General features: G+C 72.3%; 12 protein-coding genes. 2 read left to right on the forward strand and 10 right to left on the reverse strand.

The window, feature by feature from the left end:
- Nucleotides 1-155: 155 nt before the first annotated feature.
- The 5 genes from rbfA to rimP form a co-directional block, all read right to left on the reverse strand.
- Nucleotides 156-632, reverse strand: coding sequence for a 30S ribosome-binding factor RbfA (gene rbfA, locus ACFWGN_RS09480; protein ID WP_191803878.1), 477 nt, complete (start codon nt 630-632; stop codon nt 156-158).
- 191 nt (nt 633-823) lie between these two features.
- Nucleotides 824-3,772 (reverse strand): translation initiation factor IF-2, encoded by a 2,949-nt coding sequence (gene infB / locus ACFWGN_RS09485; protein ID WP_377616638.1) that lies wholly within the window; start codon nt 3,770-3,772, stop codon nt 824-826.
- Nucleotides 3,773-3,993: 221 nt separating this feature from the next.
- Nucleotides 3,994-4,332, reverse strand: coding sequence for a YlxR family protein (locus ACFWGN_RS09490; RefSeq protein WP_377616639.1), 339 nt, complete (start codon nt 4,330-4,332; stop codon nt 3,994-3,996).
- Nucleotides 4,333-4,338: 6 nt separating this feature from the next.
- Nucleotides 4,339-5,454, reverse strand: coding sequence for a transcription termination factor NusA (gene nusA / locus ACFWGN_RS09495; RefSeq protein WP_377616640.1), 1,116 nt, complete (start codon nt 5,452-5,454; stop codon nt 4,339-4,341).
- Nucleotides 5,455-5,457: 3 nt separating this feature from the next.
- A complete protein-coding gene (gene rimP, locus ACFWGN_RS09500; RefSeq protein WP_377616641.1) occupies nt 5,458-6,006 on the reverse strand; it encodes a ribosome maturation factor RimP in 549 nt (182 codons plus the stop codon).
- A 235-nt stretch (nt 6,007-6,241) separates the two neighbouring features.
- Here rimP and ACFWGN_RS09505 point away from each other — a divergent pair, with 235 nt between their 5' ends.
- Entirely contained in the window at nt 6,242-7,213 is a 972-nt protein-coding gene (locus ACFWGN_RS09505) for a DUF4439 domain-containing protein (RefSeq protein ID WP_377616642.1), read from the forward strand.
- A 111-nt stretch (nt 7,214-7,324) separates the two neighbouring features.
- Here ACFWGN_RS09505 and ACFWGN_RS09510 read toward each other — a convergent pair whose 3' ends face one another.
- Nucleotides 7,325-9,178, reverse strand: coding sequence for a proline--tRNA ligase (locus ACFWGN_RS09510; RefSeq protein ID WP_377616643.1), 1,854 nt, complete (start codon nt 9,176-9,178; stop codon nt 7,325-7,327).
- Between the two features lie 123 nt (nt 9,179-9,301).
- On the opposite strand from ACFWGN_RS09510, the gene ACFWGN_RS09515 reads away from it, so the two are divergent.
- On the forward strand, nt 9,302-10,255 hold the full coding sequence (locus tag ACFWGN_RS09515; protein ID WP_377616644.1) for an Fpg/Nei family DNA glycosylase: 954 nt from the start codon (nt 9,302-9,304) through the stop codon (nt 10,253-10,255).
- A gap of 16 nt (nt 10,256-10,271) precedes the next feature.
- On the opposite strand, the gene ACFWGN_RS09520 is transcribed toward ACFWGN_RS09515, so the two are convergent.
- From ACFWGN_RS09520 to dxr, 4 genes are all read right to left on the reverse strand, one after another.
- Nucleotides 10,272-11,216 carry a GNAT family N-acetyltransferase gene (locus tag ACFWGN_RS09520; protein WP_377616645.1) on the reverse strand — a complete coding sequence of 315 codons (945 nt, stop codon included), beginning with the start codon at nt 11,214-11,216 and terminating at the stop codon, nt 10,272-10,274.
- Nucleotides 11,217-11,226: 10 nt separating this feature from the next.
- Nucleotides 11,227-12,366, reverse strand: coding sequence for a flavodoxin-dependent (E)-4-hydroxy-3-methylbut-2-enyl-diphosphate synthase (ispG, locus tag ACFWGN_RS09525; protein WP_191805698.1), 1,140 nt, complete (start codon nt 12,364-12,366; stop codon nt 11,227-11,229).
- A 123-nt stretch (nt 12,367-12,489) separates the two neighbouring features.
- Complete coding sequence (locus tag ACFWGN_RS09530) at nt 12,490-13,800, reverse strand: M50 family metallopeptidase (protein WP_377616646.1); 1,311 nt, start codon at nt 13,798-13,800, stop codon at nt 12,490-12,492.
- A 171-nt stretch (nt 13,801-13,971) separates the two neighbouring features.
- Nucleotides 13,972-15,156: a 1-deoxy-D-xylulose-5-phosphate reductoisomerase gene (gene dxr, locus ACFWGN_RS09535; protein ID WP_191805700.1), complete on the reverse strand. Its 1,185-nt coding sequence runs from the start codon at nt 15,154-15,156 to the stop codon at nt 13,972-13,974.
- Between the last annotated feature and the right edge of the window lie 52 nt (nt 15,157-15,208).

The following is a 15,208-nucleotide window of genomic DNA, read 5'->3' on the forward strand; positions in this document are numbered from 1 at the left end:
AGAGCCGCACACGGATGCACAGCCTTGGGGGCACCACGTACGTGTGGCCCGTGGGCGCTGGACAGCGGAACGGCCGGTCCCCTGCGGGGACCGGCCGTTCGCGTGCTCGTCGTGCCGCACCCGCCGATCGTTCGGCCAGGTGCATGGGCGCGCCGTCAGGCGGGCGCGACCTCGTCGGAGTCCGCAGACCCGTCGGCCTCGACCTCGTCGTCAGCAACAGGCTTCTTGTACGGGTCGGCGTCGCCGGCGTACGTGGCCTTCTCGCGCAGCGCGGCCAGCTCGGCATCGCGACGTGCGGCCTCGTGGAGGGCGACGTCGAGGTGCGCGGCGGTGTCCGGCACGGAGTCGAGGTGGAACTCGAGGGAGGGCGTGAGCCGGATCCCCGTCTGCTTGCCGACCTCGGAGCGGATGATCCCCTTGGCGCTCTCGAGCGCCGCGGCGGTCCCTGCCCGCTCCTCGTCGTCGCCGTAGACCGTGTAGAACACCGAGGCGTTCTGCAGGTCACCGGTCACACGCACGTCGGTGATGGTCACGAACCCGAGACGCGGGTCCTTGATCCGGGTGTCGAGCATCTGCGCGACGATGACCTTGATGCGGTCAGCGAGCTTGCGAGCCCTGGGCTTGTCGACCATGGTTCAGTCCTTTCATCAGAGGGCCCCGCAGGAAGTCAGCTCCTGGTGGGCCCTTCGGGCCACGTCCTGAACGAACAGCTCCGCCGACGCCGGACCGTGAGGTGTGGCGGGTCGTGGTGGGTCTGGCACGGGCCGCCAGGCCCGCGGTAGACCCGCCACACCTCACGGGTAGGCGTCAGCGGAGAGGTACGTCAGCTACGCGGCTTCTCCCGCATCTCGAACGTCGCGATCGTGTCGCCGACCTGCAGGTCGTTGAACGAACCGAGACCGATACCACACTCGAAGCCCTCGCGGACCTCCGTGGCGTCGTCCTTGAACCGCTTGAGCGACTCGACCGTGAGGTTGTCGCCGATGACGGCTCCCCCACGCAGGACGCGTGCCTTGGTGTTGCGTCGGATCTCGCCCGAACGGACGATCGAACCGGCGATGTTCCCGAACTTGGAGGAACGGAAGACCTCGCGGATCTCGGCGGTACCGAGCTGCACCTCTTCGTACTCGGGCTTGAGCATGCCCTTGAGTGCAGCCTCGACGTCGTCGATCGCCTGGTAGATGATCGAGTAGAAGCGGACGTCGACGCCCTCGCGCTCGGCCAGTGCCTCGACACGCTCGCCGTACTTGACGTTGAACCCGATGATGATCGCGTTGTCCACGGTCGCCAGGTTGACGTCGTTCTGGGTGATCGCACCGACGCCGCGGTGGATGATCCGCAGCTGGACCTCGTCGCCGACGTTGATCTGCAGCAGCGCGTCCTCGAGTGCCTCGACGGCACCGGAGACGTCGCCCTTGAGGACCAGGTTGAGGGTCTCGACCTTGCCCTGCTCGAGAGCCTGGGCGAAGTCCTCGAGGCTGACGCGCTTGCGACGCTTGGCCAGGAGGGCTGCGCGCTCGGCCGCCTCGCGCTTCTCGGCGATCTGACGGGCCGTGCGCTCGTCCGGAGCCACGAGGAACGTGTCACCGGCGCTGGGCACGGACGCGAGCCCGAGCACCATCACGGGGCGGGCAGGGCCGGCCTCGGTGACGTTGTTGCCGTGCTCGTCGAACATCGCACGGACACGTCCGTGAGCGGTGCCCGCGACGATCGCGTCCCCGACGTGGAGCGTGCCGGACTGGACCAGGACGGTCGCGACGGCGCCGCGGCCCTTGTCGAGGTTCGCCTCGATGGCGACGCCTCGTGCGTCCTTGTCCGGGTTGGCACGCAGGTCGAGCGAGGCGTCCGCCGTGAGGAGGACGGCCTCGAGGAGCGCGTCGATGCCCTGGTTCTGCTTGGCGGACACGTCGACGAACATGGTGTCGCCGCCGTACTCCTCGGCCACCAGGTTGTACTCGGTGAGCTGCTGGCGGATCTTGGCGGGGTTGGCCCCCTCCTTGTCCACCTTGTTGACCGCGACGACGATCGGCACGCCGGCCGACTGCGCGTGGTTGAGCGCCTCGACCGTCTGCGGCATGACGCCGTCGTCGGCTGCGACCACGAGGATCGCGATGTCGGTCACCTGGGCACCACGAGCACGCATGGCGGTGAACGCCTCGTGACCCGGGGTGTCGATGAACGTGATGGGACGGTCGACGCCCTCGTGCTCGTGACGGACCTGGTAGGCACCGATGTGCTGCGTGATGCCGCCGGCCTCGCCGGAGATGACGTCGGTCTGGCGGATCGCGTCGAGCAGTCGGGTCTTACCGTGGTCGACGTGACCCATGACCGTGACGACGGGCGGACGGGCCTGGAGCTCGTCGTCGCCCTCGCCCTCGAGCTCGGCGTCCAGGTCGATGTCGAAGGCACCGAGGAGCTCTCGGTCCTCCTCCTCCGCGGAGACCATCTCGATGACGTACCCGAGCTCCGCGGCGAGCGAACCGAACGTGTCCTCGTCGAGCGACTGCGTGGCGGTCGCCATCTCACCGAGGTGGAACAGCACCGTCACGAGGCTCGCGGGGTTCGCGTCGATCTTGTCCGCGAAGTCGTTGAGCGAGGAGCCGTGACGCAGGCGCACGACGGTCGAGCCGTTCCCACGGGGAACCTGCACGCCACCCAGCGAGGGGGCCTGCATCTGCTCGAACTCCTGGCGCTTCGCCCGCTTCGACTTGCGCCCACGGACGGGGCGCCCTCCTGCACGACCGAACGCACCCTGGGTGCTGCCACGACCTGCGCCACCGCGGCCACCGCCACCGGGACGACCGGCGAAACCGCCGCCACCACCGGGAGCGCCGCCGGGGCCTCCACCTGCACCACCGGGACGACCGGCGAAGCCGCCGCGACCGCCACCGGCACCGCCGGCGCCGCCACCCGGACGACCGCCGGGAGCAGGACGGTCACCAGGGCGACCGATCGAGGTACGACCGGGCATCATGCCCGGGTTGGGACGGGGACCACCCGGACGCGGGGCAGGACGGGGACCACCGGGACGGGGGCCACCGGTGCGCTCGGTGCTGCCTGCTGCTGCTGCGGGGTTGGCGTTCGCCGCCGGGTCCGCGGCGCGCTCGGGGCGTGCACCCGGACGGGGCATGCCCTGGCTCGAGGCGAACGGGTTGTTGCCCGGGCGCGGGGCGCCGGCGCGCGGCATGCCCTGGCTCGAGGCGAACGGGTTGTTGCCCGGGCGCGGGGCGCCGGGACGTCCGCCACCACCGGTTCCGCCGGAGCCGCCGGGGCGAGCTGCTGCGGGACGGGGGCCCGGCGCGGGGGCGTTGCCGCCACCTGCCGGCTTGGGCGACGCCGACGGCTTGCGCTCGGCGGCGGGAGCCGGCGTGGCGGCGGGCTTGGCTGCAGCGGGGGCTGCGGGCGTGGGCTCGACGAACGCGGGGCTCGCTGCTTCCTTCTGGGGTGCCGGCGCCTTGGGCGCGGCGGGTGCCGGCGCGGGGGCAGCCGGAGCCGGTGCTGCGGGCGCAGCCGGTGCGGCCTCCGCGGTCGGCACGGGCTTGGGCGCGGCGGGACGTGCCGGCGCGGGCTTCGCGGCGGCGGGCTTGGCGGGAGCGCTTGCGCTCTCCGTGCCACCGACCGGGAAGGTGTCGCGCAGCTTGCGGACGACCGGCGGTTCGATGGTCGAGGATGCCGAGCGGACGAACTCACCGAGTTCCGTCAGCTTGGTCATGATGGTCTTGCTCTCCACCCCGAGCTCCTTTGCGAGCTCGTAGACGCGGACCTTTGCCACAACTCTCCTGTCTCGGCCCACCCGAAACAGGGAGGACCGTCTTTAGTGCTGGGTGCTCATCGCTGGGTACTCATCGGGTGCCCATCGGCTTCTAACCCGCTTCCTTGTCGACGATTCGTGCGGTGTTCGTGCGGTACTGGCGCGGCTCGGCTGGGGCGGCGCAGGTGCGCCGCCGACCGGGACCGCCGACTTGACGATGACTGGCGATGACTGACGACGGGTCAGTCTTCCCTGTCGAGATGGGCGTGAACTCCGGCGAGGTCCACGGGTCCTGCGAGACGCAGCGCCCGGGGAAAGGCTCGTCGACGCTCGGCCAGCTCGAGGCAACGCCGAGCATCGTGGAGCCAGGCGCCGCGCCCCGGGAGCGACCTGCCGACATCGACGACGAGCCGGAGCTCTGGGATGTCGGGCTGGTCCACCACGAGGCGGAGAAGAACAGACCGTAGGTCACGCTCCCGGCACCCGACGCACGTCCGAACGGGCGCGTGAGCGCCTGGAGGGTCGTGCGACGGATTCCGGACCCGTGGCCCAGTCAGGGACAGTCTAGCGCGCCCGCTCACCGAGTGTTACCGGTTTCCGTCGCCGGAACCCGGTCCGTCGACCTCGTCGAAGCCTCCGCGGGCCCGGTCGTCGCCCGCAACGGGGTGCGCGCCCTCGTCCGAGCGGATGTCGATGCGCCACCCTGTGAGCTTCGCGGCAAGCCGGGCATTCTGCCCTTCCTTGCCGATCGCGAGGGACAGCTGGAAGTCGGGGACGACCACGCGTGCGGCACGGGCCTCGGCGTCGACCACGGTGACAGACGTCACACGGGCCGGCGACAGTGCGCTCGCCACGAACTCCGCCGGGTCGTCGCTGAAGTCGACGATGTCGATCTTCTCGCCGTGCAGCTCGGCCATGACCGCGCGCACGCGCCCGCCCATGGGTCCGATGCACGCGCCCTTGGCGTTGAGCCCCGCGACGCGCGAGCGGACCGCGACCTTGGAGCGGTGACCCGCCTCGCGGGCGATCGCCATGATCTCGACCGAGCCGTCGGCGACCTCGGGGACCTCGAGCTCGAAGAGCTTGCGGACGAGGTTCGGGTGCGTGCGGCTCAGCGTGATCTGCGGGCCCTTCATACCGCGGGCGACGTCCAGGACGTACGCGCGCAGCCGCTCGCCGTGGACGTAGTCCTCGGTCGGGACCTGCTCGTGCGGCGGGAGGACCGCCTCGGTGCCGCCCACGTCCACGAGGACCATGCGCGGGTCGTTGGCCTGCTGGATGATGCCCGCGAGGACCTCACCCTCCTTGCCGCGGAAGTTGCCCAGGATCTGGTCGTCCTCCGCGTCGCGCAGCCGCTGCACGATGACCTGGCGTGCCGTCGCGGTCGCGATGCGACCGAAGTCCTTGGGCGTGTCGTCGAACTCGGGGCCCAGCACGGGCGCGCGGTAGCGCCGCACGGGCTCGCCGTCCTCGTCCACCTCGTCGGCCGCGTCGTCGGCGTCCTCCTCGGCGGGGATCTCCTCGCGCGCCCAGACCGTCACGTGGCCGGTGCGGCGCTCGAGCTCGACCCGCGCGCGGGCGTGCGCGTCAGGGGTCCGGTGGTAGGCGGAGAGCAGCGCCTGCTCGATCGCCGCCACCAGGATGTCGAGGCTGATGTCCTTCTCGCGCTCCAGCAGGCGCAGCGCGCTCATGTCGATGTCCATCGATCAGACCTCCTCGTCGTTCGGGGCGATCGCCCCGGGGTTCTCGTCAACAGCCATCTCCGGGCCGAGGTCCGCCTCGAGCGCACGCTTGAGCTCCACCCGGATGGCGCCGCGCGTCACGTCGTCGAGCGCCACCGAGTCCACCGGGGCACCCGTGAGCAGCAGGCGGCCGTCCTCGACCTCGCGCAGGCGCCCTTCGACGTTCCCGCCGTCCGTGAGCGTGAGCCTGACGATGCGGCCACGAGCGCGCTTGAAGTGGCGCAGCTCGGTGAGAGGACGCGAGGTGCCGGGCGTCGAGATCTCGAGCGTGTACGCGCCGGGGAAGGCGTCGGACGCGTCGAGCGCGTTGTTGATCTCGCGCGAGACCTCCGCGACGGCGTCGAGGTCCAGGTTGCCCACCGCGTCCTCGGGCAGGTCCACCGTGATGCGGACGACCGAGCGGCTGCCGGCCAGGGAGACGGTCACGTCCTCCAGGTACAGGCCCGCTGCCTGCACCGCAGGTTCCACGACCTGGCGGACCCTGTCCGCACCGGCCTGCTTCGCCTTGTTCATGTCTCGGTCTCCCGTCGGCTTCCAGAGCCCACCGGGCAGTGGAATCGACCGGTGTGCTGTTGTACGGGTTCAGCCTAACGACTCACCCGCCAGGAACGTGACATCATCACCCTCGATGACTGCCGAACCGACTCCACGCCTCCACCCGTCGAGCGCCCCGAGCGACGCCGTACGGTCCGCTTCGCCCGGATATTCACGGGTCCGGGCGAATCGTCGCCGTCCCGCAGGTCGCGCGGTGGTGTCGATCGTCACGTCCCTCGCGCTGCTCGCCGTGGCCGGGTGCGGTCTGCGCCTGGAGACCCCTCCCCCGACCGAGCCCGTGCCCGACGCCCAGGAGACGCTGCGCCGCGCCGCGGTCGACGGCGCGCTGCTCGTGGGCGACCTCGCCGAGGCGGCGGTGGCGACGTCGTCGGGCCTGGACGCGACCGCGCTCGCGACGCTCACCGAGACGGGCACCTTCGCCGACCTCCACGTGACGCAGCTGGGCGGCGTCTACGACTCGGGCCTCCCCGAGCCCGAGCCCACCGCGAGCGCGACCGACGAGCCCACCACGCCCACCGCGGCCACGCCCGCCGAGGTCCTCGACGCGCTCGCCGCGTCGAGCGCGAGCATGCGCGAGGGGATCGACCAGACCGAGGACGGCCCGTTCGCCCGGCTCCTGACGTCGATCGTGTCCTCGCAGGACGCCTCCGCGCGTCAGCTCGCTGCCGCGACGGGCACCCCGCTGCCCGAGTCCCTCGTGCTCCCGACCGGTCTGCTCGTCCCCGAGACCACGCCGTCGGGCCTGACCGCGACGGACCTGGCGACCCTCATCGAGGCCGAGGACGCCGCGGGGTACGCGTTCGAGCTCCGCGCGGCCCTCGCGGACGGCGACGTGCGCGCCGCAGCCCTCGACCGCGCGGTGCTGCACCGCGCCCGTGCCGAGGCCTGGGCCCAGGCGGCCGGCACCGCGGGAGGGGCGCAGGACCCGCGCCGGGTCGCCTACTCGGTCCCGGCCGACGTCCCGACGGCGGAGCTCGCCGTCCAGCTCGAGTCCTCGCTCGCGGAGTCGTACGCCGCGCTCACGGCCGAGGCCGGCACGGGCACGCGCCTGCCGCTCGCCGACCTGTCGACCGAGGCGAGCCTCGCGGCCGTCGCGTGGGGCGCTCCCCTGGGTGCGTTCCCGGGCCTGCCCGAGCAGTCGACGACTCCCCCGGCGGCCGGCTGAGGACGCTCCTTGCACGACGGACGGGCCGGGTCCTGGAGCATCGCTCCGGGACCCGGCCCGTGGGTCGTCCGTCGCTCACGCCGCCGAGGTGCTGCGGCGTGAGCGACGAGGTCAGGCCAGCAGCTCGGCGACCTTCTCGGTCACGAGGTCGGCGACCTCGGCGACGGGTACCTGTACGGGCTCGCCGCCCTGGCGCGGGCGCACCTCGACGACGCCGTCCGCGAGACCGCGGCCCACGACGACGACGAGCGGGGCACCCAGGAGCTCGGCGTCCTTGAACTTCACGCCGGGCCCTACCTTGGGGCGGTCGTCGTACAGGACCTCGACGCCGCGGGCCGAGAGCTCGGCCGTGAGCGACGCGGCGGCCTCGAAGACCTCCTGGCCCTTGCCCGTGGCGACCACCTGGACGTGCATGGGGGCCACGTGCGCGGGCCACGCGAGGCCGGCCTCGTCGTGGTTGGCCTCCGCCAGGGCGGCGAGCGCACGCGTCACGCCGATCCCGTACGAGCCCATGGTCACGACGACCTGCTTGCCGTTCTCGTCGAGGACCGTCAGGCCCAGGGCCTGCGCGTACTTGCGTCCCAGCGCGAAGATGTGGCCGATCTCGATGCCGCGCGCGAGCTCGAGCGGGCCCGAGCCGTCGGGGGCGAGGTCGCCCGCACGGACCTCGGCGGCCTCGATCGTGCCGTCCGCCGTGAAGTCGCGGCCCGCGACCAGGTCGAACACGTGCTTGCCGTGCTCGTTGGCGCCCGTGATCCAGCGGGTGCCCTCGACGATGCGCGGGTCCAGGAGGTACCGCACGGCCGAGTGGGACGACGCGGGGGTCTTGCCCTCGGCGGGCACGGTCACCTGGGGGCCCTGCGGGCCGAGCACCTCGGGGCCGATGTAGCCCTTGACGAGCTCGGGGTGCGCGGCGAAGTCGGCGTCGCCCGCGGGCTCGACCTCGGCGGGCTCGACCGACGCCTCGAGGCGCTTGAGGTCGACCTCGCGGTCGCCGGGCAGGCCCACGACGAGCACCTCGCGACGCCCGTCGGGGTGCGTGAGCGCGAGCACGACGTTCTTGAGCGTGTCGGCTGCGGTCCACTCGCGGTCGGGGCGCGGGAAGCGCGCGTTGGCGAGCGCGACGAGCGAGTCGATCGTCGGGGTGTCGGGGGTGTCCTCAACGTGCGCGGCGGGCGCGTCGTCGTAGGGCAGTGCCTCCGGAACGGGCGTGACGACGGCCTCGACGTTGGCCGCGTAGCCTCCGGGCGAGCGCACGAACGTGTCCTCACCGATCGCGGTCGGGTTGAGGAACTCCTCGCTGCGCGAGCCGCCCATGGCCCCGGACGTCGCGGCCACGATCACGTACTCGAGACCCAGGCGCGTGAAGATCCGCTGGTAGGCGGCGCGCTGGATCTGGTACGAGGCCTCGAGCCCCTCCTCGGTCACGTCGAACGAGTACGCGTCCTTCATGATGAACTCGCGGCCACGGATGAGGCCCGCACGCGGACGCGCCTCGTCGCGGTACTTCGTCTGGATCTGGAACAGCGTGAGCGGCAGCTCCTTGTAGGACGAGTACATGTCCTTGACGAGGAGCGTGAACATCTCCTCGTGCGTGGGAGCGAGCAGGTAGTCGCCGTCCTTGCGGTCCGTGAGGCGGAACAGGTTGGCCCCGTACTCCTCCCACCGGCCCGTGGCCTCGTAGGGCTCGCGCGGCAGCAGCGCCGGGAAGTGCACTTCCTGGCCGCCCGCGTCCTCCATCTCCTCGCGGACGATCGCCTCGACCTTGGCGAGCACGCGCAGGCCCAGCGGGAGCCAGGTGTAGATGCCAGGAGCGGCACGACGGATATAGCCGGCGCGCACGAGGAGCATGTGGCTCGCGACCTCGGCGTCGACCGGGTCCTCGCGCAGCGTCCGCAGGAACAGGGAGGTCATCTTGAGGGGCTTGACGGGGGGACCGACCACCCGGCTGGAGGCTGAAGACATGGGCCCGATCCTACCGTCGCGCGGTACGGCGCCCCGCAGCGGCCCCAGGTGCCCCCGGGCACCACGTCCCGCCCGCGAGCCTCCGGCGGTGCGAGTCCGCGCGGGAGCGGGCACCATGGAGGCGTGCCCGAGCTGCCCGAGGTCGAGGCGCTCGTCCGGTTCCTCGACGAGCGCGCGACCGGTCACGTCGTCGTCGCGGCCGACCTCGCCTCGATCGTGGCCCTCAAGACGTTCTCGCCTCCCCTGTCGGCACTGGTCGGAGGCACGGTCACGGGTGCGTCGCGGCACGGCAAGTGGCTCGACCTCGCGGTGCGTCCAGCGACCGCGGGCGCCGGGGCAGGCGGGACGGTCGGGGGCGGCGCGGGCGCCACGGGCACAGCGCCCGACGGCGAGCTCCACCTGGTCTTCCACCTCGCCCGGGCGGGCTGGTTGCGCTGGTCGGAGGACGCGCCGACCACGCCCGTGCGCCCGACCTCGAGCCGGGGTGGGGTGCGGGCGGTCCTCGCGCTGCGGATCCGCTTCGACGACGGCTCGGGGTTCGACCTGACCGAGGCGGGCACGCGCAAGCGGCTCGCGGTCCACCTGGTCCACGACCCCGCCGAGGTGCCCGCGATCGCGACCCTGGGCGTCGAGCCCCTCGGGCCCGACTTCACGCGCGCCGAGCTCGCTCGCCTGCTCGCGGCACGCAACCAGCAGCTCAAGGGGTTGCTCCGCGACCAGCGGCTCATCGCCGGGATCGGCAACGCCTACTCCGACGAGATCCTGCACGCCGCCAGGACGAGCCCGTTCCGCCTGACCCGCAGCCTCGAGGCCGACGACGTGGCCCACCTGCACACCGCGATCCGGGACGTGCTCTCCGAGGCCGTCGCGACGTCGTCGGGCAGGCCGGCCGCCGACCTCAAGGACGCCAAGCGGCGCGGGATGCGCGTCCACGGGCGCACGGGCGAGGCCTGCCCGGTGTGCGGGGACGTCGTCCGCGAGGTCTCGTTCGCCGACCGCAGCCTGCAGTACTGTGCGACGTGCCAGACCGGCGGGCAGGTGCTCGCCGACCGGCGCATGTCGAGGCTCCTGCGCTAGCGGCCCGCGGCGGCCCTCAGAAGAGGACGGTCGCGAACGTCCCGACCTGCTCGAACCCCACGCGGCGGTACGTCGCGAGCGCCCGCTCGTTGTACGCGTTGACGTAGAGCGAGACGACCGGCGCGATCTCCCGCCGCGTGATCTCCACGACCGCGGCCATGCCCGACTCCGACAGGCGACGCCCGCGGAGCTGAGGATCGACCCACACGCCCTGGACCTGCGCGACCGCGGACGTGACCGCTCCGAGCTCGGCCTTGAAGGCCACGGTGCGCTCGGGCAGGGCGACCGCGGCGAGCGGGTCCCTGTCCCCGTTCGGCAGCGACGGCGCGGGCACCCCGCCCGCGAGCCGCACGAACGAGCGCCCCGAGGTGATGAGCCCGCGCACGCGCTCGGCGTACGCGTTGCCGCCCGCGGCGACCGGGGAGTACCCGACCTCCTCGACGAACATGCGCACGCACGCGGGCAGGACGAGCGGGAGCTCCGCGGGCACCGACCGACGGACCAGGGGGTCCGGCTCGACCTGGGGTGCGCGGTCGATCATGAGCGAGGGCTGGTCGTCGCGCACGTCGCGGGCCGCGGGCCAGTACTGCGCCAGCCGGTCCCACAGCCCGAGCGCGGCCGCGCGCTCGCCCACGATCGACGAGGCACGACGACCGAACCGGCGTGCCAGGGCCGCGAACGCGTCGAGCGCCTCCGCGTGCTCGGCGCCGCCCACGGGGACGACGGGCACCAGGTTGGCCCCCGCCCAGCAGATCGCGAGCAGCGGCCCCTGCGCGGGGAAGCCCCACACCTGTCCGCCGCTGTGCGACAGCCGCGTCGCCTCCACGATCCGCGAGGCGGCCAGGACCGAGCCGACCGGGTCCAGGGCGCACACCGCGAGCGCGGCCGGGACGTCCGCGTCCGTCAGGACCCGAGCGGCCTCCGGCCGGGACCACGGCCCCGGGGGGTGCCAGCGCGCCATCGCCGCGGGCTCAGCCGACGGTGACGACCGGCGGACCGGCCTGAGCGTCGTTCTCCGGCGTCATGGTCTCGGCGATCCGCATCGCTTCCTCGATGAGCGTCTCGACGATCATCGACTCCGGCACCGTCTTGACGACCTCGCCCTTGACGAAGATCTGGCCCTTGCCGTTGCCCGACGCGACACCGAGGTCCGCCTCGCGAGCCTCGCCCGGGCCGTTCACGACGCAGCCCATGACCGCGACGCGCAGCGGGACCTCCATGCCCTCGAGTCCCGCGGTGACCTTCTCGGCGAGCGTGTAGACGTCCACCTGGGCCCGACCGCACGACGGGCACGAGACGATCTCCAGCTTGCGGGGGCGCAGGTTGAGCGACTGCAGGATCTGGATGCCGACCTTGACCTCCTCGACCGGCGGCGCAGACAGCGAGACACGGATCGTGTCGCCGATGCCCTTGCTCAGCAGCGCGCCGAAGGCCGTCGCCGACTTGATGGTGCCCTGGAACGCCGGGCCCGCCTCGGTCACGCCGAGGTGCAGGGGCCAGTCACCGCGCTCGGAGAGCAGCTCGTAGGCCCGCACCATGACGACCGGGTCGTTGTGCTTGACCGAGATCTTGAAGTCGTGGAAGCCGTGCTCCTCGAACAGCGACGCCTCCCAGACGGCCGACTCGACGAGGGCCTCCGGGGTCGCCTTGCCGTACTTCGCGAGCAGCCGCGGGTCGAGCGACCCGGCGTTCACGCCGATACGGATCGAGGTGCCCGCGTCCGAGGCCGCGCGAGCGATCTCCTTGACCTGGTCGTCGAACTTGCGGATGTTGCCCGGGTTCACACGCACCGCAGCACAGCCCGCGTCGATCGCCGCGAACACGTACTTGGGCTGGAAGTGGATGTCCGCGATCACGGGGATCTGGGACTTCTTCGCGATCGCGGGCAGCGCGAGCGCGTCGTCCTGGCTGGGCACCGCGACACGCACGATGTCGCAGCCGGACGCGGTCAGCTCGGCGATCTGCTGGAGGGTCGCGTTGATGTCCGTCGTCGGCGTCGTGGTCATCGACTGGACGCTCACAGGGGCGTCGCCGCCGACGTCGACCTTGCCGACCTTGATCTTGCGCGTCTTGCGGCGCGGCGCGAGGACCGGCGGGGGTGCTGCTGGCATGCCAAGGCTGATGGGTACGCTCACGGACCTAGTATCCCCCGCCCAGCACCCGTACCGCGCCCAACAGCCCACCCCGCCCCGCTCCGCACGCGACTCTTCGCGAGATCTTCACCGTGCCGCCGGTCAGGTGATCCGGACCGGGTTGACGATGTCCGCGTAGATCAGCAGCAGACCCATGCCGAGCAGGACGACCCACATGGCCAGCCCCAGCGGCACGAGCCTGGCCACGTCGGCGTGCGGCGGGCGCGGCAGCCCGCGGACCCTGGCGACCTGGCGCTTGGCCCCCTCGTAGAGGGCGCCCGCGATGTGCCCGCCGTCGAGCGGCGGCAGCGGGATGAGGTTGAAGGCGAACAGTGCGATGTTGAGCGAGGCCAGCAGGCTCAGCATGGTCGCGACCTGCCCGACGAGGTCCCCCTCGCCCGCGTCCAGGAGGTCGGCCGCCACGATCGTGACCCCGACCGGGCCGACGGGCGAGCTGGGGTCGCGTGCCTCGTCGCCGAACGCTGCCTGACCGATGTCGACGAGCCGTGCGGGCAGCGAGACGATGATCGCGGCCGTGCCGCTCACCTGCTGCCAGATGGCCTCCGGGACCGCCGACAACGGCTCGGAGACGCGCTCCTGGGTCGGCGCCACCCCGACGTACCCCGTGGGGCGGAGCACGAGCTCGCCCGCGTCGTCGCGCACGTACTGGCCGTCGTCGCCCACGACCGGTCGCTCGACCTCCGCCGGGGTGATCTCGAGCGTGGTGCGCTCGCCGTCGCGCTCGACCACCACGGGCACGGTCTCCCCCGCAGCGCCCGTGATCTTGCCGACGAGCGAGTCCCACGACGTGACGGGCTCACCGTCGAACGAGACGATCGTGTCGCCCGGCTCGAGGCCCGCCTCGGCCGCCGGCGTGAGCGGGTCCTCGGCCGTGCACTCGTAGTCCGCGGGGGCCGAGGCGGGCGTGACGCACTGCGGCACGAGCCCGACCGTCGTGGTCGCCTGCGGCAGACCGATGCCGACCAGCACGATCGTCATGAGCACGAACGCGATCACGAGGTTCATGAAGGGCCCGCCGAACATCACGACGATCTTCTTGGGCACCGAGAGGTTGTAGAACGCGCGCGGCTCCTGGCCGGGGAGGATCTCCTCGGCACTCATCTCTCGAGCGTCCTGGACCATGCGCCCGAAGAACCCGTCCGACTGCTTCTTGCCCGCCGGGGCCGGGGGGTACATCCCCACGAGCCGCACGTAGCCGCCCAACGGGATCGCCTTGACCCCGTACTCCGTCTCACCCTTGGTGCGAGACCACAGCGTGGGGCCGAACCCCACGAAGTAGTGGCTCACGCGCACGCCGAACTTCTTGGCCGGGACCATGTGCCCGACCTCGTGCAGCGCGATCGACACCAGGATGCCGACCAGCACGACGAGGATCGCGATCACCGCGGTCATGAGATCTCCGTTCGGGGAGGCTGTGGGGTCCGGGAGGACTCCAGGACGAGTGCGAGACGGTCGGAGGGCCTGGACGGACCACCACGGACCGGACGGGGCGAACCTACCGCCGATCGCTGGACGATGCCTGAGACCGACCGTGCTCCCTGAGACGCCTTCCGCGTGAGCACCTCAGCGCTGCGCCAGGATCTCGTGAGCCCGGGCACGGGCCCACGTCTCCGCCGCCGTCACGTCGTCCAACGAGACCGCCGCTCGCGAGGTTCCCTGGTGCTCCCCGAGGACGCGCTCGACCGTCGCGACGATGTCCAGGAACCCGATGCGGCCCTCCAGGAACGCCGCGACGCACTCCTCGTTCGCTGCGTTGTACACCGCAGGGTGCGTCGCGGAGGCCGACGCCGCCTCGCGGGCGAGCCCCACGGCCGGGAAGAGCGCCTCGTCGAGCGGCTCGAACGTCCAGGCCGTCGCAGCCGTCCAGTCGCACCCGGCGGCCACCTCCCCCAGGCGATCCGGCCAGCTCAGCCCGAGGGCGATAGGAAGCCGCATGTCCGGGGGCGAGGCCTGCGCGATGGTCGAGCCGTCCACGAACTCGACCATCGAGTGGACGACCGACTGCGGGTGCACGACGACCGCGATCTCGTCGGTCGGCACGTCGAACAGCAGGTGGGCCTCGATGAGCTCGAGTCCCTTGTTCATGAGCGTCGCGGAGTTGATCGTCACGACCGGGCCCATGGCCCACGTCGGGTGCGCGAGCGCCTGCTGCGGTGAGACGGCCTTGACGTCGTCGCGGGCCCACCCGCGGAACGGTCCCCCGGACGCCGTCAGCACGAGCCGACGGACCTCCTCACGGCGCCCCGAGCGCAGGGCCTGCGCGATCGCCGAGTGCTCCGAGTCGACGGGGACGATCTGGTCGGGACGCTGCCTCGCGTCCTGGACGAGGACTCCACCCACGACGAGGGACTCCTTGTTGGCCAGCGCGAGCGTCGAGCCCGCACCCAGAGCAGCGAGCGTGGGACCGAGCCCCACCGACCCCGTGATGCCGTTGAGCACGACGTCCGACCCCGCCCCCGCGAGCTCGGTCGCGGCGTCCGGGCCGACCAGCACGTCGACGGGCCGATCCCCCGCACGCTGAGCCCGGGCCGCCAGGGCGGCCTCGACCTCGGCGGCTCGCGCAGGGTCGGCGACACCCACGCGCTGCACGCCGAGTGCCATCGCCTGCTGCGCGAGCAGCTCGGCGTTCGCACCTCCGGCCGAGATCGCGTCCACGCGGAAGCGGTCGGGGTGACGGGAGATCACGTCGATCGCCTGGGTGCCGATGGATCCGGTCGACCCGAGGAGGGTCACGCTGCGCAGACTCATGGGGACATCCTCCCAGGTGCGGGGACGGCCCGAGGCGCGCGACGGCGTCGGG

The sequence above is a fragment of the Oerskovia sp. NPDC060338 genome (assembly GCF_042726295.1).
GTDB lineage: Bacteria > Actinomycetota > Actinomycetes > Actinomycetales > Cellulomonadaceae > Oerskovia > Oerskovia merdavium.

What these genes read in the sequence shown, in the direction of transcription:
- ACFWGN_RS09520 (WP_377616645.1), bottom strand. Translation starts at nt 11,216, where the DNA reads ATGGCGCGCTGGCACCCCCCGGGGCCGTGGTCCCGGCCGGAGGCCGCT.
- ACFWGN_RS09530 (WP_377616646.1), bottom strand. Translation starts at nt 13,800, where the DNA reads ATGACCGCGGTGATCGCGATCCTCGTCGTGCTGGTCGGCATCCTGGTG.
- rimP (WP_377616641.1), bottom strand. Translation starts at nt 6,006, where the DNA reads ATGAACAAGGCGAAGCAGGCCGGTGCGGACAGGGTCCGCCAGGTCGTG.
- ACFWGN_RS09510 (WP_377616643.1), bottom strand. Translation starts at nt 9,178, where the DNA reads ATGTCTTCAGCCTCCAGCCGGGTGGTCGGTCCCCCCGTCAAGCCCCTC.
- rbfA (WP_191803878.1), bottom strand. Translation starts at nt 632, where the DNA reads ATGGTCGACAAGCCCAGGGCTCGCAAGCTCGCTGACCGCATCAAGGTC.
- ispG (WP_191805698.1), bottom strand. Translation starts at nt 12,366, where the DNA reads ATGCCAGCAGCACCCCCGCCGGTCCTCGCGCCGCGCCGCAAGACGCGC.
- nusA (WP_377616640.1), bottom strand. Translation starts at nt 5,454, where the DNA reads ATGGACATCGACATGAGCGCGCTGCGCCTGCTGGAGCGCGAGAAGGAC.
- dxr (WP_191805700.1), bottom strand. Translation starts at nt 15,156, where the DNA reads ATGAGTCTGCGCAGCGTGACCCTCCTCGGGTCGACCGGATCCATCGGC.